Origin of the sequence: Tolypothrix bouteillei VB521301, assembly GCF_000760695.4 — a bacterium.
In the GTDB taxonomy this organism is placed as follows: domain Bacteria; phylum Cyanobacteriota; class Cyanobacteriia; order Cyanobacteriales; family Nostocaceae; genus Scytonema; species Scytonema bouteillei_A.
On the sequence record NZ_JHEG04000001.1, the window covers coordinates 2,397,227 to 2,422,073 of the forward strand.

Here is a 24,847-nt window from a genome sequence, read left to right on the forward strand (position 1 = left end):
GTTGTTAACACAATGGTAGCGTTTTGGCAAAAAACAGGGGGCAGAGAATAATATTGGGCATAAGGCATAGGGTATTGAACAATGCCCAATACTCTATGCCCTACGCCCAACGATCCTAAAGTTGATTGCTATCTAGAGACTTTATTACCAGTTTCCAGACAAATTTAGTAAGCTAGACCCATACTGCGAGTTGTTTCAGCACCCAAGTAAACCCGGATGCTTAAAAAGTCAGTGGGACAAGCAGTTTCACACCGCTTGCAACCCACACAGTCCTCTGTACGGGGTGATGAGGCAATTTGCGCCGCTTTACAGCCATCCCAAGGGACCATTTCTAGTACGTCTGTGGGACAAGCGCGGACACACTGTGTGCAACCAATGCAGGTATCGTAGATTTTTACGGTATGAGACATTGAAAAAAAGCTCCTTTGCTATTATTTTTGGTGCAAAAGAATCCATAATCATGGCTTAGTTTACCGCAGTGTCTTAGCCTTCGTAATTAAAAGGCTACATAACTTTAAAGAATGTAATAAGCACTTTGAGATTGCCCATCTCTAGGAGTGACTTTAAAGAAGATGTATAAAGCACTTGAATGCTTTACATAGACTCAATTCTAGCTTTTGAGTTTCGACTTTTGTCTTTGGTCTTTGGTCATTTGTCCTTATTTACCAAGTCTCTCGGCTTCACTCCTTTCCTGCCAAAGTAAGCTATTATAAATATGCATGACTTAAAAGTCAATCAGAACAAAGAAAAAAGGGGAGTTAAATATGCCACTTCTGAAGTATTAACTTTTCTAAGAAATAAAAACTCCATGGCTTCTCAATGATTTTTTTTTAAGAATTTTTAATTAAAATTAAAATAATTTAATAAAAATCCTGACTGTCTTAAGTTATAACTTTTTTCTTCCCAGAAACTGAGCGATCGCATCCGCCTTTTTTTCAATGTATTCTCTTTTACGGAGATAGTTTGTGTAATAGTTAGTGAGCGGTAAATCCTTACCAGAAGATAGTAATAATTTAATTCGATAATTTTTACCGTTTCTATTAAACTTTTCTTGCACCTGCACGTCAACAATCTCTCTGAGTTGATGCTCTACTGTTTTTGAGATAAAGAACCATTGTCTTTTCTTAATGACAGAACCGCGACTTTTATCAAAATCACAAGTTACTATTTCACAACAATAAGCTAACCATAAGAAATTAAAGGTAGTGACACCAGTCACAGCCCAAGCGAGCGTGGGGTTACCCTTCTGTATTGTGAAAGATGAAGTTTGAGAGTTTTTGACAAAATCATTGATTCGATCTGCAGTTGATTTTAGTTCAATAGCTGAAACTTGAGGTTTTTGAGTGTCAGCAGTCCAAAAAGCCAACTCGCCGTGTTTCGTTAACAAGACTAATTGTTGCGGTTGGTTGCGATCGCGACTCTCATCCGACTGATCAACCCTAGCTCCCTGGAATTCCTCCATGGGAATAGTTTTCTTGCTCGATTGCAGCAATGATGAGGTTACTAGCTGACATTCACCTCGATCCGGTTGCACTCTTGTACAAGTTAGGGTGCTAGTTTTGATTAAGGGTAACAAGAAGAAAAGTTGAACTGGCCATATTAAGCTGGAAAAACCTCCAATTATCCAAATAAACCAAGGTCGGAACTCGAGTGTTAATTTCGTAGGAGTTTGTTGTAGACTTGCCATGTATTTATAGAACAGAATCGCTCTTTGAGGATGTAATGGCGATCGTATTGGTATTAAATATTTCCTCAATAACTATCTACAATGCGTACCCCTTCATTTTCAGATTCTTGAGAAGTACTCCTCATCTCAAAGAACCGATACCTCTAGTACAGAATGCAGGTGTGAAGCGCTACTTCGCTAGCGTTTGTCGAGCTACCGGAGAGGGGTGAGGGAACCGATCCATCATTCGCCAACAGTATGCTAGACGAAGCCGGAAAGCTAAGAAGATATCAAGAAAATTTACAGAGTGTAAACTAATATAAAGAGGTCATTCATTATGTTGTTTGTACCTCTCACTTGACCAATCTCGTTCTTGAGCGACGAGGTATCTCCTTTTGCATATAGAGACAAAGATGAGGACAGCGCTTTAGACACAAAACATGAAAAAACAAACGAGTGTAAATGTATACTTGTACGAAGTTAATTTTTACAATTTATTAGGAAATGGTTAACTATAACATAAACTAAACGAGTTCACACAGTCTCCTACGTTACCATCCTATTAATGTAAATACCATTACAAATGACCATGGAACCAGATTCTCTACCAACCGAGGTTATTCTGACACATCCACGTCAGACCATTGGAAATGTCCAACTCGATTGGACACCACAACCGGGAAATTATCTAGATCTTGAAGGAAAAACCTACGCTGTCTTAGAGCGTCGCCACCGCTATCAATTAAAGGCGGGGCGCTATCGTTTGCAAAAAATTGCTCTTTACGTGCAATCTGCAACACGCCCAGATGAAAAAAGTTTTGTGGGAGGACGTTGGGTTCTCGGTGATGCCACTTGCCGCTACAATGCTCATTCAGAAATGATACGCTGTGCAGTTAAACCAGAAGGTCCTTGTGAAACTTGTCGCCACTACGAAAGAATGAATTATGAATTATGAATTATGAATTATGAATTATGAATTGATGGTTTCAGCATTCATCATTTATAATTCATGATTCATCCAAAAACTTCTCCCACGACTACACGCGTACCATTAATAAAATCCCACCCTGACTGAGGACGTTTGCCAGCAGGTTGAACTTCTCTAAGGAGTAAAAAACCATCTCCAGTTTGTACGATCGCTCCGACTCCCTTGGCAATGCCAACAACTTCCCCTGGGTTACCGGATACTACCGACAAATCGGGCAATTTCTTTTGTATTGCTTCCATTTCTGGTGGTAACTCATATCCATAAGTAGAGCCAAGGGGCGCAGTGGCAGTAATTTTTAGAGGTTGATTCCGAAAGGTTGTAACACAGTCAGGGTAAAAACCTCTAATTTGATTGTGTAACTGTATCGCGCTTTTTGACCAATCCAAATGATAATCGTCTTTTGCAATCATTGGTGCATAAGTAGCTTCAGAATTGTCTTGAGGAATTGGTTCCCCTTGCTGATGTTTGAGCTTTAGCAAAGTCTCCACTAATAAATCTGCACCCGTCACGGCAAGTTTTTTTGCCAAATCTCGGGCATTATCCAATAATCCTACCGGTGTAGTGGCTGTCAGTAACATTGCTCCAGTATCCATCCCCGCATCCATCAACATCGTTGTGATACCAGTTTCAGTCTCACCATTGTACAAACACCATTGAATGGGGGCTGCTCCTCGGTATTTTGGTAAAATCGACCCATGTACATTGATGCATCCCAATTTGGGCATATCTAAAATTTTTTGCGAGAGAATTTGCCCGTAAGCGACAACGACAAATGCATCAGCATCTGATTCTCGAAGTTTGGTCAAAGTTTCAGTACTTTTCTTCACCCTTTGGGGTTGCCAAACGGGCAAATTTGCTGAGGTCGCAACTGCTTTTACTGGTGAGGGTGTCAGTTTGTTCCCGCGTCCGCGTCGTTTATCGGGCTGTGTTACAACTGCTATGACTTCAAAGTCTGGGTGGTTCAGCAGTGTTTCCAGCGTCGGTACGGCAAAATCAGGAGTTCCAAAGAAAACAATTTTCATAGCGATCGTTGGTAGAAGAAGGCAAGCAGACAGAAGGCAGAGGGTAGAAGGCGTTTTTGCCTTATGACTTGAGCTTCTGCCTCAATGGTAATGATAGGCTTATTTCCGTTCTCTTGAACCGATCGCCGATCCCCGAGCGATAGTCACTATTATTTGACAAATTCGTTGGTTTTTGTAAAAAAAAGATGGTTTTGTAGGGTTATAATAATTTCGCTGGAACACAAGCTAGCACTTTACGCATCTGCCGCAGCTAAGTTTAACTCGTTGGCGATCGCAAAGCAGGGGCCATTAACCTTATCTCTTTCTCTCTCAGTAGAGATGGGAGAGTCAAACGATAGTGTAAAAGCGCAGAAAGCGCCGAGCAACGATGCAAAGCGCTAGTCTTCGTCGAACGCAATTCACGGACATCTGGTGAAAAACAATGTAGAAACGAGCAACAGCACGTCTAATGAATTTCTTAAGATGTCTATACAAAATTCTATAATCTCCAAAAATTCTGAGTCTGGAACCGACCTTTCAAACCAGAGGTGCTCTTCCGCAACTGCTATCACTGAATAATGCAGTTTTGGCAGTTTGATTCCCGTGTTTCCCCTTCGGCTAGATATCAGAAGCGATCGCAAAATCGGCTTGGAGACGAGTTCGGTTTGCAAAATTTTAAACTAATGCCATACTTGTACCGAGTCTGGTAGCTATTGGTGTGGTATCAAAATGTAAACAGCGATCCCCCTCCCAGCAGTCGGACTAAGTACAGAGAGTAAGCCGAGTTCTGCGTCTTGCTGATACACGGTTACTTGTTGAGATATGCCTGATTCCGAAGTGCTCAGTGTTATCACGAGCATCTATAAAGGGCTATCCTCCCGTTAGTCTGTATAAATACTAGTTCGCGGTTTCTCCCAAATACCAGTAACAGCAAAGCGTAGAAAAAGATACTCTAATTTTGTAAAAGTATGCGAAGTTTGAGTAAAAAATCTCGTTTAATTGGGAGTTCCTTGTTATACCTATTATTGATAGTCTGCCCGATTGCTGTATCAGGCATTCCTCCTCACACAGCAACCGCCCTTTAGAGAGTCAACAAATGCTGAAATTTCCTCTGTTGTCAGGATGGTTGAGCGTGCAACCATTCCAAAAGTATGTCATTTTTGTTATGCTGATTGCGCCCTTAATGGCGGCGTCGGCTCACTCTACCTTGGCAAAACAAACACAAGCAGCCAAACTTACTCCCGTAGCGCCAGACTCCGATTCTGCCTCATCTGATTCTGTGTCAAATCAAACCCCTGCTGAAGGCGAACAGAATTTCGATGATGTCACAAAAATATCTCAAGATACTTTTGCTTCTAAATCACTCGCCACACCAACCTCTCTAGCAGCAATTAACCAACTGCAACGATCGCACGGCGAATGGGAAGCATTGATAGAAAATGATTCTCTGTCGAGAGAAATACCCGAAGCTGATGAAGAGTTACTCACCGCAGTTGAACTGGCTCCATCAATCATCGCGCAGGATTCCAAGAGCGAAAACCTGTCTAAAAGTGAGTTAGACCTGGTGCAACGCTTGAGAGCGGCTAAAGTACAAGTCCTAGCAGCCAAAAACAATGACACCACGTCCAGACACATTTCGGTAAATGAAGTTTTAGAAGCAACTGCAGTTGCTCCTTCAATAGGTAAATTAAAACCAGCTACGTCAGTTCCTGTTGTTGAACAACCACCAGAAGGCGCTCAATCACAACAAGATCCTGTGGGAAGCCCCCATCCCATTCCGTGGCAATGGATTCAATCTACCCAGGAAGCTATTGGTTCCAAGGGTGCTTCTGGAGTGCGTTACTATCGCAGCGTACCTGTCATCTCTCCAGATGGACGATATGCAGCTTACAGCCGCGTACAAGTAGAAGTTAAACCAGAAATGCATAACAGCCGTGTTAGTAGCGTTCTATTTATAGAAGATAGACAAACTAAAAAGCTACGGGTGGTTAGCTCAACTTCCAATCTCAACGACCCATTACTAAAAGTTAGTGTCACATCAACAACAGAAAGCGACACACAAGGAACTATCGGAGTTTTGGTTCCTGTAAGCTGGTCGGAGAAAGGCGATCGTTTTTTAGCACGTCAGTTTGAAGGCTACATGAATACATCTGATGTGACAGACCGCGCAGTCATTTGGGATAGCAATAAAGGTCAATCTCAGAGCATTACACCTTCCCAAAACGAACACAAGCATGAAATTGCGGTCTTGTTAGGTTGGAGTAAAGTTCAACCGGAACAGGTGTTATTCCGTGCAGGCGAATTGGGCGAAGAAACATGGCCCATGGTCGCTGTTTCCTATGATGGTTCAACCATAACAGCCAATAATACAGATGAACCGGTCACTTTTGGTGAAAAAGTGAAAGGAGTGTGGGGAGATCCTCCAGTTGCTTATAGATAGTTTAAGAAATAGTTAATTAATCTAGATATAGTGACTCCACTTTTAATGTCAAAATTTACTATCTAAAAGCAACTCAATGTTAACTTAAATAAATTTCACAGCAAGAATCCCGGACACGACTATAGTAACGGGCTTCTCAATTGTTAATTAATATGACTCAAGCATTAGAATAAGGCGCATCCGTGTAAATGGGTAGTGCCTACCCAATTCCCTACTTCCTATCTTCAAGACAGTCATTTATGGAAAAATCTTGCAACCCAGTGTGGAAAAGGGATATTACCTTCTGTCCTCTGCGATTTACCTTATTTCAATTTTTGTAAGGTGGGTATTGCCAACCGTTCGATATGGTTGGGCAATACCCCCTACAACCTATTTTCAAGACAGCAGAATCCTTTAATTTCTACTAATTTGTCACCACCAGCACGGGAAAGCTGCGTCTAACTAATGGCTAGTATCTGAATCATAGAAAAATCCAATTTGCCTTATGGAAAAGATTTTGATATGACAGCATTTGTAGGTGAAATATTACCACTGTCTCTGGTTTTAAGTTTAAGCTAGTGGATTAGGAACCATCCGATGAATTTCGGTAAGAATAGTGATGAATGAAGCTGATACCCCTAAAAATGAAGCTTTCGTTGAACCATTAAAATCGAGTAACTCGCCACAACCGGAAAGAGCAAGTTGCCCGTTTTACTCTGTTTTGCCTGGTGAAACTACAGCAAGCGCAAACATTCCACTACTAGCGCCAGCACAAGATAAGGAATGTGAGAACGATATTACATCGGATGGTGCTTCTGATGAGGACTGGGTTGCAGAACCGGACCGCGATCGACAGCAGATGATAGATTCCGAGTTCAAGAAATTATTGGTCTTGAACGAAGAACTGCGTCTGAGCAACGACGACTTGTACGACCAAGTACAGCAGCTTAAAATGGCTTTAAATGAGTCAGAAAAGGCTGTAGAGTGGCAAAAAAAACGCTCTAGTGTCACAGAATCAATGCTCAGCCAACAAGCACAAGAACTTGCAGCGGCTCAAGAGCAAATAAAGTCCCTATACCAACAGCTCGAAACTGCAACTGCAAGCGCCCAACGTCAAGAAAGTTTAGTTGAAAGCTATAAAGCGCAACTAGATATTAACCAGCAACGCCTTGCCCAATTAGAGAGAGAGTGCGCTCTTATTCAATCTAACTATAACGAACAATCCCATCACTTAGTACAAGCAGAAACCGCTTGTCGAGAGCTGCGGACTCGGCTGATGCGACAGCAACGCCAGACTTTACAATTTAAAGCCGCCCTAGAAAAGTGTTTGGAGACTCCTGTTCCGAGCTACGACTCTCTTGATGAAAATGACTCAGGGAGTACAGCCTCAAAACTTCCCAAGCGGGTCAATTCTTTGTTTACCTACACACAACCAATTAAACCTTGGTCGGGAGAACAAAATTTATTTGATGATGATAATCCTTGGGAAGAATCTCCATCACCCGTTCAGAAAGGAGAAAGTATATCCCCCAATCAACCATTGCCTCAGGACATTTTAGATGAAGAGGAAGAAGAAATCCTGTCTCCATCACAAACAACTAACACACCGGAAATAGGAACAGTTTCTGTACCAGATTCTAGCGACTTAGATCGGCAGTTGGATGGGGTTATCCAAATGTTCTTTGCAGCCAATTCTGTACCCGTACAGCCAGCATCGCCTACAGAAGTCAATGAAGATACTCCTCCTGCAGCAGAGACTATCTGGGAAACAACTGCCACACATTTGGTAGAAGAACCAGAAGAACAACAAAAATCAGAAGTCATTGAAGTACTCCCGAATCATACCCCACCAGACGATTATGTGGACGTTTGGTCAGAACAAGCACCAGTTCTCGAATTACCAGAAACACCCGTTCCTTACGTGCAATTGATGAACGAATCTACTAACTCCAATTCTCCTTCACCCCTAATTTATCCACACCGTCCCCCAAAAGGTCGAAAATCTTTATCATCTGTTGAATTGCCAAAGTTTAATAAGGATGCTAATTGCTAATTGCTAATTGCTAATTGCTAATGGTGAGACTACCCTGTGGATGGTTTTCTCACGCCTTGGGGACTGGCGTATATCTCTTGTCGGCATAGCGTTACGCTTCACGTTACCCAAGGCATAGGGCTAATGTTGTATTCACTGTTAGGAGGTAGAGTTATACCGCACGCTCATGTTGGTGGGCAAATGCCTACACCTCCATAGTTAATGGCTAATCTTGACTTCACTATTAACCGATCGCCATTAGCCATTAGCCATTAGCCATTAGCCATTAGCCATTAGCTATTAGCTATTAACTCTGATGTCACTTTCCTTGCTTGGCTTTGAGTGCGTGCTACACCTGTGGTGAGAGCGTAATTAATTGCAAGGAGCTGCAACCACAATCCTGGATAGCGCGGTTCTAACCAGGGACTCATTTGACGCAGCAACTGGGGGAACCATCCTTTTAATAAAGCTCTTACTAGGGTATGGCGTCCAAAGTCGAGATAATTGCCGATCCACCTGATTAAATCCTTAGCACCAGCAAGTTCCCAAATCCATAGCAGTAACGTGGGATTATTTTTTGCGGCTTTCCATGCGAGTCGGTTAAATGTCCACCAGTCAAATCGGTCTTTAATGAAGTTATCTGCTACTTCTAAGGGTTCATCTGCTAACAAACCAAAAAAGTTGTTGAGCATGGAGTTGATTCTTTGGGGTGGTAAGAATTTCCCGGTAGGAACCATCATTCCTTTGGAAAACATCCAGGTGACGGCAATATTATTTTGGAAAGCCCGAATTTTATTTAGGTGCTTTACGCGCAGCAAGTCGTGTTTCAGCGCGACATCTAAAAGGGTTGTCAGTCGTTCTAAGTTGCGAACAAGAGAGCCAAAACCCGTGAAAACTAAGGGGGATTGCAGCGATGCTGCATCTCCTATTGCTATCAAGCGGTCATATGCAACCGTGCGATCGCGACTTCCTACGCTAAAATGTCCCGGTATGTAACCAAATGTCGGCTTTTTCCACACCAGTTTATCCATATCGCAACGGCGGTATTCTGGCAGAATGGTGAAAAAATCTTCGTACATCTCCAATAAAGAACCGGGATTTCTAGCATTGACCTCATGGTAATGGAATAAATAAATTGTTAGCTCCTCATTTGCTCCAGGAAACAATTCCCAAATTAACTGTCGTCCGCGTGAAATATCGCCATGACTGTTAAGAACATCTCCATACTGAGAATCCCACACTCCGGGTTCAAATCCTTTCTCTATCGCTGCTCCTACTGTAGGGCATACACTATCAAAGGCACGACCTCCATTCAATTGCCATGCGATTGGTGAAGCAGTTCCCATTGCGTCTACAAGTAGCCGCCCACTGACCTGCTTATCCGTTTGACTGGGTAAATGCTTGACACTAAGCACAATTTGTGAATTGTATACATCTGCTTTCACAAACTCCGTCTCATCCCAAATTTCACCACCAGCGACGCGCAACTTTTGCCCGCACAATTGCAGTAATGTCTCAGAATCCAATCCTATGTTAAGGACTGTGGGTGTATGTAAAATCGGTGCTTTGAGGTGTTTGGGATTATTCCCATCAAAAAATTTATTAAATCCGTCCTTATATTCCCGTGCAATACACGTTTCCACTTCTGAAGGTGTGAGCAAGCCCAAGTTAACCAAACTTTGAATTTCATCACGAGATATATTCCATTCGCGATTCATGCGTCCAAAAGGTAACCGTTCTATCAGCAGCACTCGATAACCCAGTTTTGCCATCACAGCCGCATGAATAACGCCAAGCGCACCGCCAATGTAGATTAGGTCATATTGGGGAGAGGGGGTAGACACGGTAGAGGAAAAAATTCCCCCTTGTCCTCCTTGTCCTCCTTGTCCCCAATCGCCAGTATGAGAAAACACCACTTGACGTGGTTGCTTGGGATTCCGTACACCTTCTCGCCATTGTTTTTCCCACCAGTAAACGCGTTTGAGATCGTACTCCCCATTGGGCATTTTTTGAAAATATTTGACAGTAAGAGGATAATATGGTGCAAGTGCTTCAAAAATTGATGCTTTTAATAAATCAACGCTTGGTGGTTCGGGATAATCGTGAGGAAAGCGACTGCGAATCTCAACAGTGAGACGCTGAAGAATTTGCTGCTCTTTTGGGAAAGGTTTGTCTCCCCAACGGAATGCTTTTAAATAAGTTGTTCGCTGTACTGACCAAACAAATACAGACAATTCTGTCGGTAATTTTTCCGAACTCATCTCGTTAGTGGTTGTAGCATTTGGGGTTCTTAAGCGAAAGCCTTCCGGAGTCAGCAATTTTTCCCCTATTTCCGGGTCAAAATAAGTTTGCAACCAGTCGCAAACAGCAGCTGTGTCGGGAGTAGGGATTTCTAAATACAGTAACTCTCTCATTTTTCGTAGAATCTCCAATAAATTTCTGCATTAAGACAGATTTAACAAAAGGCTAAATTACGGTAAGATCCGCCCTATTACTTGAACAAAATTCAGTAAAGAAACTTTAAGAGGTTCTCATATTTATTATTCATTTTGTTTTTCTGTAAACATACGCCATGAATTATCCCATTCCAGATAGCCCCCAAGAAATCTTTGCCTTGCGACAGCAGCCCGCTGTTGATGAAGAACTAGTTGCTGCAGCAATTGCTGGTGTCATTAAAATTGTTCGCGCCCAGGGTCAATCCCTAGAAGAGGTAACCGCCCAAGTCCTCGCCGATGATAGCGTACTCGACATCCAGCAAAGACGCTGGTTGAGCAAAGTCGTTGCCCAAGTTTGGGATAGTTTTTCTCAAAATGGCTAATTGCTAATGGCTAATTGCTAATGGCTAATGGCTAATTGCTAATGGTAAGACCATTGCTGCAGGAGGGTTTCCCACGCCCTGGGGACTGGCAAACAAGGGAGGGCTAACCCGTATAGTCCTGTGCGGGCTAGCTTCGCATCGAGAAGCCTAATGCTAATAGCTAAGGAAAGCCATTAGCTATCAGCCATTAGCCATTAGCTATTAGCTATTAGCAATTAGAGCCATCTCAGCTTGAGAATGTAGCAACAAACCGTATTCTAAGCCCTCAACAACAGCTTGATAGGACGCTGCTAAAATATTTGTCGAAACTCCCACAGTAGTCCAGCGTTGGTGTCCGTTGCCTGATTCCACTAAAACTCGGGTTTTCGCTGCTGTTCCTGTATGCCCGTTCAAAATTCTCACTTTGTAATCCGTCAGTTCAAATTCTGCAATTTGCGGGTAAAAATTTACTAAAGCCTTACGTAATGCTGCATCTAATGCAGCAACGGGTCCGTTCCCTTCTGCTGCTTCTAGAATATCTCTACCACTCACAGCAACTTTTACGGTCGCAAGCGCACTTGTTGTTTCTTCTCCTTGAACTAAGTCACAGTGAACTTGAAAGCCTTTAATTTCAAAGAAGGGCTGACGGTTTCCCAAAGCCTCGCGCATTAACAACTCAAAACTGGCTTCTGCTGCTTCAAATTGATACCCTTCTTGTTCTAAAATCTTAAGACGTTGCAGAATTTGCCCGGTTTTTGGATTGTGTTTATCTAGTTCGATCCCAAAAGTTCTTGCTTTCGCTAAAACGTTACTCACTCCTGCTTGTTCGGAAATGACTATCCTGCGACGATTTCCGATTTTTTCTGGTTCTATGTGTTCGTAAGTCAGGGGATTTCGTTCTACTGCTGATACGTGAAGACCGCCTTTGTGAGCAAAAGCCGAACGTCCTACAAAAGGTGCATGCTCGTCAGGAGCAAGGTTCACGACTTCGCTGACAAAGCGACTGATTTCTGTAATGTGAGATATTTTACTATCTTCAAGGCACTCATAACCCAATTTTAATTGCAAATTGGGAATTAAAGAACAGAGATTGGCGTTGCCGCAACGTTCTCCGTATCCGTTGATCGTGCCTTGTACCATTCTTGCTCCTGCCATGACAGCAGCTATTGTGTTGGCAACTGCTGTATCTGAATCGTTGTGAGCATGAATACCTAACTTTGGAATTGGCGATTGAAAACGGTTTTGCCCGATCGCCTGCATGACGTCTCTGACAATTCCAGTGATTTCATGGGGTAAAGCGCCTCCGTTGGTATCGCAAAGAGTTACCCACTCAGCACCAGATGCGATCGCAGTTTCTAATGTCTGTAGGGCGTAATCTCGATTGTGCTTGTAACCGTCAAACCAATGTTCTGCATCATAAATGACACGACGCCCTTGACTGCGAAGATAGTCAATAGTGTCTTGAATCATTGCTAAATTTTCTGCCAATGTTGTTTTCAGTCCTTCAGTCACTTGTAAATCCCAGGACTTCCCTACAATAGTGACCCATCGCGTTCCAGCCGCCAGAATTGCTTGGATCATTGGGTCTTCTGAAGCGATTTTATTGGGACGCCGAGTAAAACAAAAGGCAACAATTTCTGCTTGACTCAGGGGTTCTTCTTGAAGGTGCCAAAAAAACTGCACGTCTTTTGGATTTGCACCAGGCCAACCACCTTCTATAAAAGGAATTCCCAGTTGATCCAGTCTGCGAGCTATGCGTAACTTATCTTCTGTAGAAACTGATAACCCTTCGCGTTGAGTGCCGTCCCGTAATGTAGTGTCGTAAATCCAAAGCTGTGATGAGGAATTTGCAGTCATATGATGAGAATTAAGAGACAACTTACAATGAAAATAGGAACTAGGGATTGGGCATTGGGTGTTGGGTATTAATGATTTTTTCTATTCTCTACTTCCTTTTTTCATATTCTGGAAGTATAAATCTTTATCCTTCACCCTTCATCCTTTATCCCGATCCTTAACTTCAGGAGTTACGCATTTTTCCCTTATTTGCCACAGACTCAACTTGGCTCCCTGCGGACTTGAAAAGATGAACAATTTTTCCTTACCTCTTTCCTGCGTGCCCTTTGCATGGAGTGCGGTTAATTTAAAAAGATAATTTTTGGACAATGTTGAGAGGATCTATGAAAGTGGCACAATAGTATACTATATGAGTCTGCTTCTAGATTAGAAATAAATTGTTACAATACAACCAACAGGTAGCACACTTATTATAATTAAATGCCTACAGTACAAGCTCAGGGAAAAAAAATTGAGTGCCAACGCGGGGAGAATTTGCGGCAAATATTGCTGCAAAATGGTATTGACCTGCATAATGGCGGTGCTAAGGTAATAAACTGTCGGGGACTAGGAACCTGCGGTACTTGTGCAGTTCTTGTGGAAGGCGAAGTATCACAGACAAATTGGCGCGATAAAGCCCGTCGCTCTCTACCACCCCATTCTCCCACAAAAAACTTGCGTTTGGCTTGCCAAACCCAGGTTCTTGGAGATGTGAGAGTGACAAAATTTGAGGGTTTTTGGGGACATTGTTCTCAAATACTTTGGACACCAGAAAGATAAAACGGAGAAAAACAACATGGGCAGATGGACACCACTCATCCTTATGGCGGGGGGCTTGGCGATTTTGCTGGGAACATTACTAGGAATTAGCTTTCCTATGGGCGGTCAAAATACTGCTCAAAATTTAGTACCAGCACAAAAAACCAGAGCATCAAGAGTTTTACCTGCTAATATCAATGTCAATAGCTCTGGTAACAACAATGCTGCTCCTCGCAGTACCAACAATAACACTGCAAGTAATAGCAGTACGGAGAGTGCTAATGACAGCACCGATACTCCTAACAGAGGTAACGTAGCTCAAGTTCAGCAGGAACAAAATAATACTGAGGAGCAAGTCCAAGAAGGAACGGAAAATACACCGAAGACAACAAATACTCAGTCAACTGAGGAAACCAATCAGCAAAACGAACCCATTAGAGCTTTGTGGTAATACGAGCAAGGCATTCATTCAAATCTAGATATAAAGAGATATGAGCGATCGCTTATAGGTTATTAGTTATTAGTCAACAGTCTATAGCCTATTGTCAAAAGCCGTGACTTCTTGACTCTTGACTCTATAACTGTATGACTGTTGATTGTTGAACCTTGACTGTTGACTACTGACTCTTAACCAATGACTAGTAACGTTTTAATTATTGGTGGCGGCATTATTGGATTGGCAGTCGCCATTGAACTAAAATTGCGTGGTGCTCAAGTTACACTCGTAAGCCGAAACTTTCAAACCGCCGCAACTCACGCAGCAGCTGGAATGCTGGCACCCAGTGCTGAGAAAATTTCGCACAAAGCCATGCTAGAGTTATGCCAGCGTTCTTTGTCCTCCTATTCCAACTGGACGCACAAGCTAGAAACTTTCACAGGGTTAAATACTGGTTACTGGTCGTGCGGTATTCTGACACCAGTTTTAGAGGAGAGAGAGGGAGAGAGGGAGAGAGGGAGAGAGGGAGAAACTGTTCTCCCTATCCTTCCCTCCTCGTCCCCAAGTTACTGGCTGGATCGAGAAACAATACATCAGTACCAATCAGGTTTGGGAGAAGAAGCGATCGGTGGCTGGTGGTATCCTGAAGATGCACAAGTAGATAATCGAGCCTTAGCACAAGCATTGTTAGCAGCAGCCCGATCTCTTGGTGTTGAAATCAAAGAAGGTGTTGCCGTTGAGGGAATTCAGCAGCAACACAGGCGAGTTGTTGGCGTACAAACAAATGCAGGTGTTCTCCAAGCCGAACACTATGTTTTGGCAACTGGAGCTTGGTCTAATGCATTATTTCCACTTCCCGTGCGTCCGCGAAAAGGTCAAATGCTGAGCGTGCGAGTGCCCAACAATGAGCCGGATTTGCCTTTGACAAGAGTTTTATTTGGGGAAGAAGTTTACATTGTTCCGAGACGAGACGGGCGCATCATCATTGGTGCAACCAGCGAGGATGTTGGCTTCACTCCCGATAACACCCCAGCAGGAATTCAATCTCTCCTACAAAAAGCAATCCGTTTATACCCTCAAATACAGCACTATCCTATCGATGAACTGTGGTGGGGATTTCGCCCTGCGACTTCAGATGAATTACCTATTCTTGGCACTAGTCCCTGTGAAAACCTCACCTTTGCTGTTGGTCATTACCGAAATGGTATTCTTTTAGCACCGGTAACAGCAGCATTAATGGCAGATTTGATTTTAGAGCAAAAATCAGACCCCCTACTTTCTCACTTTCACTATTCGCGTTTCCAAACCAAGTCATCTACTACCTCAATGCTGACACTCCCTACAGCCCCCCACACCCCTACTCCCTCTGTCTCCCTCTCTGTTCAAGACACTCCACTTCAAATTGCTGGCAAGACTTTCAATTCTCGCTTGATGACGGGAACTGGTAAATACCGGACGATTGAGGAAATGCAGCAAAGTGTTGTGGCTAGTGATTGCCAAATTGTCACTGTTGCGGTAAGGCGAGTACAGACAAATGCACCCGGACATGAAGGTTTAGCTGAAGCACTCGATTGGTCAAAAATTTGGATGTTACCCAACACGGCTGGTTGTAAAACAGCAGAAGAAGCCATTCGAGTCGCACGTTTGGGACGAGAAATGGCAAAGCTGTTAGGACAGGAAGATAATAATTTTGTCAAATTAGAAGTCATTCCTGACTCTAAGTATTTGCTACCCGATCCTATTGGAACTCTACAAGCAGCAGAACAATTGGTGAAAGAAGGATTTGCTGTATTGCCATACATTAACGCTGACCCGATTTTGGCACAGCGTTTGGAAGAAGTGGGCTGTGCTACTGTCATGCCTTTAGCATCCCCTATTGGTTCGGGACAGGGATTGAAAACAACTGCAAATATTCAAATTATCATTGAAAATGCCAATGTACCAGTTGTGGTAGACGCCGGGATCGGAGCTCCCTCAGAAGCGGCGCAGGCAATGGAAATGGGCGCAGATGCATTGTTAATTAATAGTGCTATAGCTTTATCACAAAACCCACCTGCAATGGCACGGGCTATGAATTTGGCAGCAGTTGCAGGTCGTTTGGCTTATCTTGCTGGCAGAATGCCTTTGAAAAACTACGCTAGTGCTAGTTCTCCTTTAACTGGAACAATTGGTTAGGGACAAGGAAGATAAGGGAGAAGTACTCAAGAACTTATCCCCAATTCTTGCTAAGTTCTGTAAAGATTTGTATCATAAATAAGAGAGTATTTATGCCATTTCTGTAACATTAAATGAATATGCAGGATAAGGAATTGTACTCATGCCCTACACAACAGAAGAAGGTGGTCGGTTAAATAACTTTGCTAGAGAACCAAAAGTTTATCAAGCAGAGCCTCCAAGTCAAAAGCAGCAAATAAACTATGTTATCCTGGGAGTAGTTGGTTTGATTTTAGTGGGTGGCTTGATTTTCGTTGCGTTTTCTGTATCTGCACTCAGCTAATCATTGAATAACTTTTTAGTAAGCCTGTTGACTTTTTTATTGGGGCAGGTTCCTTATGGTAAGGGAGCCTGTCTTCTGTACTGAAAATTAGGGCGTGGAAAGTAGGCGTAGGGGTAATACAATTTTTATTCCCTTGTTGTGGGGACGTTGCCTGTATTGGTCTGGTGTATGAGGATTACAGAAAAAGCTATGTATATTTATATACTATAATAGATTGAATGTAGAAGCTTAATTTATCCTGAATCAAGCAACATTTACTTGAAAGTCATAGTCATGGTTCGATTTACCAGCTGCTCACAAAACCCCAAAAGGGTAGATACACTGCTATTTGGCTCTTTTAGCCACCATGAATGTGAATGAAACTACACATAACGATAATTCTGCTTGGAATCGGCAAGTTTATCAACGCCTAAAACTTGCCCTGAGTATAGGTTTGCGACGACAAATATTTTTGGCGGTGTGTGATGATTTAAACTTGAGAAATCAAGTGGCTGCACGCTTGCACTCAACTTTGGCTTCTCCTGTGGGTCAAGTGCTGTATCAGCCGTCTTCGACTCAGGAATCAAGCACATCAGCTTATCCGCGATTGGTAACTTTACGCTTAAATTTAAGCGATCCCAATCCTATTGCTCAGATCAATCAATGGCTGTCAAGCTATCCACCGCCTATTGTTGGCACATCTAAAGACACCCCCGGAAGACCTTTACCAGTACCGGCATTTCAAATAGTAGGTGTTGAGCAGCTTACCAGACAATCAGTGGCAGTACAGCGTCTATTCTTGCACTACTTGCGTTTGTCTGAACAACAACTGTCAAATTTTGAATCGAGTCTTCTGTTGTGGTTACCGCGCCCTTGGCTGCATGCTGTCCAGCAATCAGCACCACAATTTTGGCGTTACCGTACTGGGGTGTTTGTATTTGCTGGAGAACCCACGCCTACGAGTCAGAATAAGAGTTCTCCAGAACGGTTTTCTAGTTCCAAAGATCCCGATTTGGGCGCTCTTGACCAATCTTTTCTAGAAGAATCAGTTCTGAAAGAAGATTACGATTTCCAAAAACAACTCCCAGTTAATCGCGGACACAAACCGCAGGAACCTTCTGGTGTCAAATCAGAAGTATTGGCTATACCTTTTCAAGATGAACCCACTGATGCCAGCGATCGCACCGAGCCTCCCAAAGCACAACGGGTCTCTCATATTAGCAAGGAATTAACAGAACTGGTACTGGCAACTCTCAACAGTGCTATTTCAGAAGACAATAACCAAAACTCACAAGTCCGAGAAATCTTAGAAGAAATAGAGGAAGCACACGGACAAGCAGGGTCTGGAGTTAAAATAGCAGCAGCTTATCAGCGACTGGGGAACTTCTATCGCCTCCAAATCGAGCAAGGACAGTCAACCTTGGAAAATTTGATGGTGGCAATTTTAGCTTACCAAGAAGCCATTACCCATGACGAAAGCTCATCTCAAGTCCCGGATATTTTAAACGACTTGGGTACTCTTTACTGGATGCTCTACCGCACCCCACCGAATTCAGAAGAGGGACAAGCTTACATAGAGCAAGGCATAGAATTTTACCATCTGGCTTTAAAACTGATATCTCCAGAAACACATCCGGATACTTATGCTCGCGTTCAAAATAACTTGGGTACAGCTTACGGCGATTTAGCTCGTTTTGCCAATCCAGCAGAAAATTGGCAACAAGCAGTTTTAGCTTACAGCGAAGCGCTACAGTTCCGAACAGCAGAAATGGAACCCCTAAAATATGCTGCTTGTCAGAATAATTTGGGTACAGCCTACTGGCATTTGGCGCAGTACAACCAACCCGTCGAGCATTTGAAGAAAGCGATCGCAGCCTACAACTTAGCGCTAACTTACTACAACCCAGAACAAGAACCGCTCAAGTACGGCATGATTCAAAATAACATTGGTACTGCCTATTGGAACATTGCCCAATACGAACAGCCACCAGAAAATTTACGTTCAGCCATAGAGGCGTATCGTGAAGCACTGAAGTACCGTACTCCTGCTAACGTTCCCCCTGCTTGTGCGGCTACCCAAAATAATCTAGGTACTGCTTATTGGCATTTGGCAAATCAAGCGCAAACACCAAGAGAAGAAAAGCAAAAATTGTTAGAACAGTGCGTTGTTTCGTATGAAGAAGCCCTTTCTCTTGCCCACTCTTTAGGCGGTATGTCTTTGAGCTTTGATATATTTGCCACCCATAATAATTTGGGATTAGCCCATTATCAGCTGGCAACAGATCAGTATTTTAGTTTAGATAAAGCAGAACGTTCCAAACATTTAGAAGCAGGATTAGACAATCATTTACAAGCTTTAAATGGATTAAGCAAACAACCTGAAGCTTATCAAACAACCTTTGCATACGTAGTTAAGACTATCAGGGCATTCCATAATGAATTAGGAATACAAGGACAAAATTTAGCCTTATCTAAAGTTCCCGGTCAGCTATTACCAGAGATTTTGCCAAAGTTGTAATGGCTAATGGCTAATAGCTAATGGCTAATGGCTAATGGCTAATGGCTAATAGCCCTCCCTTATCTCAGGAGCGGAGACGCTATGTGCTTTGCACGCGCTCCACTATGCCTTTGGGCTATGCCCGTAAGGGCTATACGCCCTTCGGGTATCTCCTTACGGAGACGCTACGCGATGCCGAAGGCTATGCCCGCAGGGCTGTACGCCAGTCCCCTACGGCTGGAGACCCGCCTACAGCACTGGACTCACCATTAGCCATTAGCCATTAGCTATTAGCTTTCAGAATTAATCGCTGAAAATAGCGAAGAGTAATCCGCATGAGAAAACGACATTTTCATTGCCCTTTCTATAATTTCCCGCACACCTTCAAGACTGGCAACATTTAAGCCTACAGATTTTGCCTCGGAAATAAAAAGCTCTGTATCCTTCATCAAATGTTTTGTGGGAAAATTTGGATTGTCATAGTTTCCCTCTAGCATTCGTTGCAATTTTTTATCAAATGTAGGTGCATAAAGGGCGCTTTCGCGGACAATTTCCATAAACAAATCGACGTTTACACCTTGTCTTTGAACAAAACCAAGGCTAAGAGCAAAAGCGGTTGTTAGAGAAGCAATTAATTGGTTAAGTGCTAATTTTAGCGCAGCCGCGCTCCCTACAGAACCAACAAGTACCGGTTCCGGACCAAAGCTTTTTAAGAGATCTAAATGGCGATTGTATTGTTCTTGAAGTGCGCCTACCATAACGATGAGTTTGCCGGCTTTTGCTTCTGGAATACTACCAAGAACGGGTGCTTCTATATATTCGCCACCTGCAGCCACAACTGCATCTCTAATTTCTCTACTTTCTGCGGGAGTAATTGTTCCCATCTGGATAACACTGCGTCCTGCTACGGTTCGCCAAGACCTATCTGAAAGCAAAACACTGTATATAGCTGCAGCGTTACTTAGCATCAAAATGATACTATCAGCAGAATTGATTGCTTGATAGGAGTGCGTTACAACTTGAGCACCTGCTGTCTGGAGTGGTTCTAACTTTTCTGGGGTACGGTTATAGGCAATTACCTGTATTCCTCTTTCTAGAAGCTTTTGAGCCATGGGGAGTCCCATCAATCCAGTCCCCAGAAATGCTACCTTCATTTTTCACCGTCCGTTATCAGTTTGTTTAGATTAAATAAGAATAATTGAATGGTTAGTGGTTAGTGGAAAACAACTAACCACTAACAATTACCAACTAACCCCCTGCTGCAAATGTCACCATAATCATGACTGAAAGCAAAATACCTGGGGTTAACAGTACAACTAACATTAATAAATCGTGGGGAGACATAAATATTACCCTCCTAATGTTTTCTGTTTTTACGCAATCACTGCTATGTTAGACCAAGTATCTCCACGACAGTGTTAATACAGTGGAATCTTCAGATTTGCATTCCCTCTGGTACGGTAAATCCTGTCAACGGCTGTGCGGCTTGTGCTTCAGTCAATCCTTTGCTTTGAACTAAAACACCAAAGCCACCCAATCCTAACGGATCTATGAGTTGATGGAGTGCATCTCTACGCTGTAGCAATTGTGACATTGGTAGTTTTGTATAGGAAAGATTCGCAATTCGTTCTCCCAATCCCAATGCCATTAAAAATAATGCTTGTTCTCTAAAACCAATGTTATCGAGTCCGCACTGTTCGCCCCACCTTTCCAAAGCAGTAAAATCAATGTGCGATGTGATATCTTGTTGCCCAATATTGATATACGGATTGTTGTGGCGGTGATGTTGATAATAACACTGTAGCGTTCCTTGCGATCGCCTTGGGTTGTAATAACGGTGAGCCGGATACCCATAGTCAATTGTTAAGACATATCCGTGCTGCAAGCAACCCGCGACTGCACTCAGCCAATCTAAAGCAGCTAAGTTCACTTCACTGCGATACTCATCTGGATAACCATTTTTGATATTTATACCGACCAATTCAAAATACTCCACCAGTTGCTGAGTTGAAGGAGTATCTGCGACTTCTACAAAGGGGAGTGGGGGTGAGGGGTTGGGGGAAGTCGAAGCAGAGAAATGAGGAGTCGTAACATACACTTCTAACAATTGTCCCTGTTCCAAAACAAACTGATGAACTGGGAAAGCATCTACCAACTCGTTAGAAAAGAAACAGCCAGAGATAGAGTTGTTGGGTATATCTTCTAGATTGCACCAACGTACAGAAAATTCTTGCAGGCGTTGTTGTTGTTGTTGTTGCTTGAGGGTTGGAGACTTCTCAACGATGATATAATCCAGTGCTTTTAAAAAATCTGGATATTCCTGCTGAATGTACTTCAAAATATCTACAGCTAGAAGTCCTTGACCCGCACCCATTTCTACTAAAGAAAATGGTACTGGTCGCTGTAATATTTCCCACATTTGCACAAATTGAATGGCAAGCAGTTCGCCAAAATCAGCCCCAAGGTGAACGTTCGTGAAAAAATCGCCTTCTTTTCCAATATCGATCGCCTTGTTCGTATAGTAACCATGGGTGGGGTGATACAGCGCTAAGTCCATATACTCAGCGAAGGTTATGCGGTTTTGAGGACTTGTCGCAATTTTGTGTGCGATCGCATCACATAAAGCAGTATTAGAATGCATAGAATAATAAAATCATGTTTAATTACAGTCACTTTCAGTTGAAATTATCATAGATTTGTGCTGATGAATCACCCATGTTTCAAATAAATAGTTGGCTCATTTATACTTTACTTGCACTTTTCTTATACGGTTTGTGGGGGTTTTTTAGTAAGTTAGCCACTAACTACATCGACCCAAAGAGCGCTCTCCTAAATGAAGTTTTAGGTGCTCTTATGGTCAGTTTAGTATTGTTTAGCAATAATGGCTTCAGAGTCAGGGTAGATCGTCTAGGTATTTTTTATGCTGTTTTAGTAGGTGTTTCTGGAACATTGGCAACATTTCTTTTCTTTATTGCTATTACTAAAGGAGCAAGTTCTATTATTTTACCTCTAACTTCGTTATATCCTCTAGTCACGATCCTCCTGTCGGTTTTTATTCTGAAAGAATCTCTGTCTTTAAAACAGAGTCTTGGTATTTTACTAGCTTTAGTTGCGATCGTACTGTGTTCTATGACAGATTAAGGGTGTAGCCTGAAGGATATAGCAATCCTATTTGAGAGCAAAACAAGGAAGACAAGAAAGACAAGAAAGAGGTGTTTGTAAATCATTTACGACTGCCATAAACAAAATTTTATTGAGTTGTAATAATCAACCTCTTGCATAAATAATATTTTTTTGCAAGCAAAGCCGCAAAGAAAAGCAGACAAAACTTGACTTTGAGAAGAGGGATATTCTAAGTATAGACAACAAAATTATACTTATGTAAGAATTAGGGAAGCATTGATCCAAAGTCAGAGTGTGTCTGGCAAAAAGTGAGATGAAGCAAAAAAGTCAGAAGATATGACACGCTACAAGATAGAGATTTCAAGTGAAGCAGAGGAAGATTTAAAGTTTTTTAAAGCCAGCGATCGCAAAGCCATTTTGGAGTACATCATTCTTCACCTTTCTGACGAGCCATTAACTGAGACCCGCAAGAAAAAGAAGCTTCGAGAGAATCCAGTTGCACCTTGGGAGTTGAAATTCAAGAGTTTTAGAATTTTCTATAATGTAGAAGCAGAAGTAGTCACTGTTATTGTGGTTGCAGTTGGCAAAAAGGAACACAATGTTCTTTATATTCGAGGGGTAGAGGTCAAGCTATGAAACAAATTAATTTAGAACAAATGGAGACTATTAGTTTATCGGAGTTACTGAAGTTTGCCCAAGCTGAATCGGTTGTGCTTGTCTCCTCGGATGGAGAAACATTTATTCTTAAACGGTTATCAGAAGAAGATAAAGATGATGTAGAGTTTGCAATTGAAGTGGAAGCACTGCGTAAAAGCAAATCTTTTCAGGAGTTTTTAGATGAGCGTTTGAACTATAAGACAACAAAATCCATTGAAGAAATTCTAGCAGATGTAGAAGCTGACATTGCTGCCAATACTCCATCTGAATGAGATATCGCGTTTGGAAAAACACTTATACTACATTTGTATTTGGTGTGTATGCGCTAAAGTGCAACTACAAATCAAAGGAAAGTCAACCGAAAATTGGGCAGAAAAAGTATGCGTAAAAATTCTTGGCGCGTTTTAGTATTGGTAATACTTTCTGCATTGCTTGTTGGATGTCTTAACTTTGGTAATAACTACAGTCATGAAGATGGGCAAAAGCCTCCTTTAAAAGAAATAGGAAATTGGTTGGGTTTACCCCTACCTAATAACTATTCGTATTTAAAGTATAAAATTATTGCTGATGCTCCCGATAAAAACGTTGAAATTGCTGTAAAGGTTCCAGAAGATTTTTTTAAAAATTTAATTAAGAGTCAAAATTTAGCAAATTATGACCGAGTTAAAGATAAGCTAGCTTACGATTTAAAACCAAGAGAGTTCTTAAATGATGAAACTTCTAATTCTATCCTCAAGAAACCTCAGCCCAATACAACAATATGGATAACGACAAATCAATTTTATCCTAAATATCTCTGGTATCAAAATTCAACATTATATCTTCTCTATTCTTCAAGATAGCAAAAACCCGATTCCTAAAAGAAACCGGGTTTTTCCAAGATGGTATTGAAATATCTTAGCGGTCTACAGATCCCATAATGATATCAATACTACCGAGAATGACGACAACGTCTGCTACTTTCATACCTCTTAACAAATGAGGTAGAATTTGCAGGTTGTTAAAATCAGCAGCGCGAATTTTCCAGCGCCATGGGAAGACGTTATCATCTCCAATCAGGTAAATTCCCAATTCACCTTTACCACTTTCGACACGGCTGTAAATTTCGCCTTTGGGAATTTTAAAAGTAGGGGCGATTTTCTTACTAATGTATTGATAATCAAAGCCATCCCACTCTGATTTTTTACCGGCTGCCAAGCGTTTGGCTTCTAGGTTCTCGTAGGGACCCCCAGGAAGCCCTTTAATAGCTTGCCTGAGAATTTTGACGGATTCGCGCATTTCTCGCATCCGTACCATGTAACGGGCTAAACAATCACCTGCTGTTTCCCACTGTACGTCCCAGTCAAAATCGTCGTAACACTCGTAGTGGTCAACTTTCCGCAAGTCCCACTTCACCCCAGAAGCGCGTAACATGGGACCGGAAAGTCCCCAGTTGATTGCTTCTTCACGAGTAATAGTGCCAATACCCTCAACGCGACGGCGGAAAATGGGGTTGTTGGTTACCAATCGCTCGTACTCATCAATTTTGGGTGTGAAGTAGTCGCAGAAGTCCAAGCACTTGTCTACCCAACCGTAAGGTAAATCTACAGCTACGCCACCAATCCGGAAGTAGTTGTTGTTGACCATGCGGTAGCCAGTAGCAGCTTCCCACAAGTCGTAAATCAATTCCCGTTCGCGGAATTGATAGAAGAAGGGAGTTTGAGCACCTACGTCAGCAAGGAAGGGACCGAACCACAGCAAGTGATTGGCAATGCGGTTCAACTCTAGCATGATAACGCGGATGTAACTAGCACGTTTGGGAACGGGAATATCTGCCAGTTTTTCTGGGGCGTTCACAGTAACGGCTTCATTAAACATTCCTGCGGCGTAGTCCCACCGACTGACATAGGGGACGTACATAATATTGGTGCGGTTCTCCGCAATTTTTTCCATTCCCCGGTGCAAGTAGCCAATGACTGGTTCGCAATCAACGACATCCTCGCCATCTAGAGTCACAATCAGTCGTAGTACCCCATGCATTGAGGGGTGGTGGGGACCCATGTTTAGCACCATTGGTTCGGTGCGGGTTTCGATTCTTGGCATAGATTTGGTGTGTTCTCCGGTCTTGGAAAAATTTTAAAGAGAATCCCGAGCAAAGATTTTAGCCTTTAGGGCGGGACT

At 42.5% G+C, this 24,847-nt stretch carries 22 protein-coding genes; 13 read left to right on the plus strand and 9 right to left on the minus strand.

All coding sequences use genetic code 11. From position 1 onward, the window contains the following. Positions 1–164: 164 nt before the first annotated feature. Positions 165–410, minus strand: a complete 246-nt coding sequence (gene psaC / locus HC643_RS09670) for a photosystem I iron-sulfur center protein PsaC (protein WP_012411495.1) — start codon at positions 408–410, stop codon at positions 165–167. Positions 411–886: 476 nt separating this feature from the next. Further along, positions 887–1,687 (minus strand): transmembrane domain-containing protein, encoded by an 801-nt coding sequence (locus HC643_RS09675; RefSeq protein WP_050046178.1) that lies wholly within the window; start codon positions 1,685–1,687, stop codon positions 887–889. Between the two features lie 568 nt (positions 1,688–2,255). Between HC643_RS09675 and HC643_RS09680 the strand changes: the two genes are divergently transcribed. Then, the gene (locus HC643_RS09680; RefSeq protein WP_038077229.1) at positions 2,256–2,621 is read left to right on the plus strand and encodes a DUF6464 family protein; all 366 of its coding nucleotides are present in this window, start codon (positions 2,256–2,258) and stop codon (positions 2,619–2,621) included. Between the two features lie 59 nt (positions 2,622–2,680). On the opposite strand, the gene fmt is transcribed toward HC643_RS09680, so the two are convergent. Together fmt and HC643_RS09690 are read right to left on the minus strand one after the other, a co-directional pair. Further along, positions 2,681–3,676 carry a methionyl-tRNA formyltransferase gene (fmt, locus tag HC643_RS09685; RefSeq protein WP_038077189.1) on the minus strand — a complete coding sequence of 332 codons (996 nt, stop codon included), beginning with the start codon at positions 3,674–3,676 and terminating at the stop codon, positions 2,681–2,683. A 398-nt stretch (positions 3,677–4,074) separates the two neighbouring features. After that, the gene (locus HC643_RS09690) at positions 4,075–4,326 is read right to left on the minus strand and encodes a hypothetical protein (protein WP_137986438.1); all 252 of its coding nucleotides are present in this window, start codon (positions 4,324–4,326) and stop codon (positions 4,075–4,077) included. 425 nt (positions 4,327–4,751) lie between these two features. Here HC643_RS09690 and HC643_RS09695 point away from each other — a divergent pair, with 425 nt between their 5' ends. Together HC643_RS09695 and HC643_RS09700 are read left to right on the plus strand one after the other, a co-directional pair. Beyond that, positions 4,752–6,095, plus strand: coding sequence for a hypothetical protein (locus HC643_RS09695; protein WP_202048601.1), 1,344 nt, complete (start codon positions 4,752–4,754; stop codon positions 6,093–6,095). A 598-nt stretch (positions 6,096–6,693) separates the two neighbouring features. Continuing rightward, on the plus strand, positions 6,694–8,127 hold the full coding sequence (locus HC643_RS09700) for a hypothetical protein (RefSeq protein ID WP_050046177.1): 1,434 nt from the start codon (positions 6,694–6,696) through the stop codon (positions 8,125–8,127). A 272-nt stretch (positions 8,128–8,399) separates the two neighbouring features. On the opposite strand, the gene HC643_RS09705 is transcribed toward HC643_RS09700, so the two are convergent. Beyond that, a complete protein-coding gene (locus tag HC643_RS09705; RefSeq protein ID WP_038110858.1) occupies positions 8,400–10,520 on the minus strand; it encodes an NAD(P)/FAD-dependent oxidoreductase in 2,121 nt (706 codons plus the stop codon). A 158-nt stretch (positions 10,521–10,678) separates the two neighbouring features. On the opposite strand from HC643_RS09705, the gene HC643_RS09710 reads away from it, so the two are divergent. Beyond that, positions 10,679–10,924, plus strand: a complete 246-nt coding sequence (locus HC643_RS09710; protein WP_038110857.1) for a hypothetical protein — start codon at positions 10,679–10,681, stop codon at positions 10,922–10,924. A 201-nt stretch (positions 10,925–11,125) separates the two neighbouring features. On the opposite strand, the gene cimA is transcribed toward HC643_RS09710, so the two are convergent. Then, positions 11,126–12,760 carry a citramalate synthase gene (cimA, locus tag HC643_RS09715; protein ID WP_050046176.1) on the minus strand — a complete coding sequence of 545 codons (1,635 nt, stop codon included), beginning with the start codon at positions 12,758–12,760 and terminating at the stop codon, positions 11,126–11,128. Between the two features lie 420 nt (positions 12,761–13,180). Between cimA and HC643_RS09720 the strand changes: the two genes are divergently transcribed. From HC643_RS09720 to HC643_RS09740, 5 genes are all read left to right on the plus strand, one after another. Beyond that, entirely contained in the window at positions 13,181–13,519 is a 339-nt protein-coding gene (locus HC643_RS09720; protein ID WP_038075783.1) for a 2Fe-2S iron-sulfur cluster-binding protein, read from the plus strand. Positions 13,520–13,535: 16 nt separating this feature from the next. Continuing rightward, a complete protein-coding gene (locus HC643_RS09725; protein ID WP_038075785.1) occupies positions 13,536–13,949 on the plus strand; it encodes a hypothetical protein in 414 nt (137 codons plus the stop codon). 183 nt (positions 13,950–14,132) lie between these two features. Further along, entirely contained in the window at positions 14,133–16,109 is a 1,977-nt protein-coding gene (thiO, locus tag HC643_RS42040; protein ID WP_038075789.1) for a glycine oxidase ThiO, read from the plus strand. Positions 16,110–16,251: 142 nt separating this feature from the next. Continuing rightward, positions 16,252–16,431, plus strand: coding sequence for a photosystem II assembly protein Psb34 (gene psb34 / locus HC643_RS09735; RefSeq protein WP_038075790.1), 180 nt, complete (start codon positions 16,252–16,254; stop codon positions 16,429–16,431). 346 nt (positions 16,432–16,777) lie between these two features. Beyond that, positions 16,778–18,928 (plus strand): tetratricopeptide repeat protein, encoded by a 2,151-nt coding sequence (locus HC643_RS09740; protein ID WP_038076084.1) that lies wholly within the window; start codon positions 16,778–16,780, stop codon positions 18,926–18,928. Positions 18,929–19,197: 269 nt separating this feature from the next. Here the strand turns inward: HC643_RS09740 and HC643_RS09745 are convergent, their stop codons facing one another. After that, complete coding sequence (locus tag HC643_RS09745) at positions 19,198–20,061, minus strand: NAD(P)-dependent oxidoreductase (RefSeq protein WP_038075793.1); 864 nt, start codon at positions 20,059–20,061, stop codon at positions 19,198–19,200. A 281-nt stretch (positions 20,062–20,342) separates the two neighbouring features. Further along, entirely contained in the window at positions 20,343–21,548 is a 1,206-nt protein-coding gene (locus HC643_RS09750) for a class I SAM-dependent methyltransferase (protein ID WP_050046175.1), read from the minus strand. Between the two features lie 74 nt (positions 21,549–21,622). Between HC643_RS09750 and HC643_RS09755 the strand changes: the two genes are divergently transcribed. The 4 genes from HC643_RS09755 to HC643_RS09770 all read left to right on the plus strand — a co-directional run bounded on the left by HC643_RS09755 (position 21,623) and on the right by HC643_RS09770 (position 23,529). Continuing rightward, positions 21,623–22,048, plus strand: a complete 426-nt coding sequence (locus HC643_RS09755) for an EamA family transporter (RefSeq protein WP_038075799.1) — start codon at positions 21,623–21,625, stop codon at positions 22,046–22,048. A 318-nt stretch (positions 22,049–22,366) separates the two neighbouring features. After that, on the plus strand, positions 22,367–22,666 hold the full coding sequence (locus tag HC643_RS09760; RefSeq protein ID WP_038075801.1) for a type II toxin-antitoxin system RelE/ParE family toxin: 300 nt from the start codon (positions 22,367–22,369) through the stop codon (positions 22,664–22,666). Next, entirely contained in the window at positions 22,663–22,959 is a 297-nt protein-coding gene (locus HC643_RS09765; RefSeq protein ID WP_038075803.1) for a hypothetical protein, read from the plus strand. The genes HC643_RS09760 and HC643_RS09765 overlap by 4 nt, the downstream gene beginning before the upstream one ends. Positions 22,960–23,067: 108 nt before the next feature. Next, positions 23,068–23,529 carry a hypothetical protein gene (locus tag HC643_RS09770; protein ID WP_038075809.1) on the plus strand — a complete coding sequence of 154 codons (462 nt, stop codon included), beginning with the start codon at positions 23,068–23,070 and terminating at the stop codon, positions 23,527–23,529. A gap of 55 nt (positions 23,530–23,584) precedes the next feature. Here HC643_RS09770 and HC643_RS09775 read toward each other — a convergent pair whose 3' ends face one another. Then, a complete protein-coding gene (locus HC643_RS09775; protein WP_038075812.1) occupies positions 23,585–24,769 on the minus strand; it encodes an NAD(P)H-quinone oxidoreductase subunit H in 1,185 nt (394 codons plus the stop codon). Between the last annotated feature and the right edge of the window lie 78 nt (positions 24,770–24,847).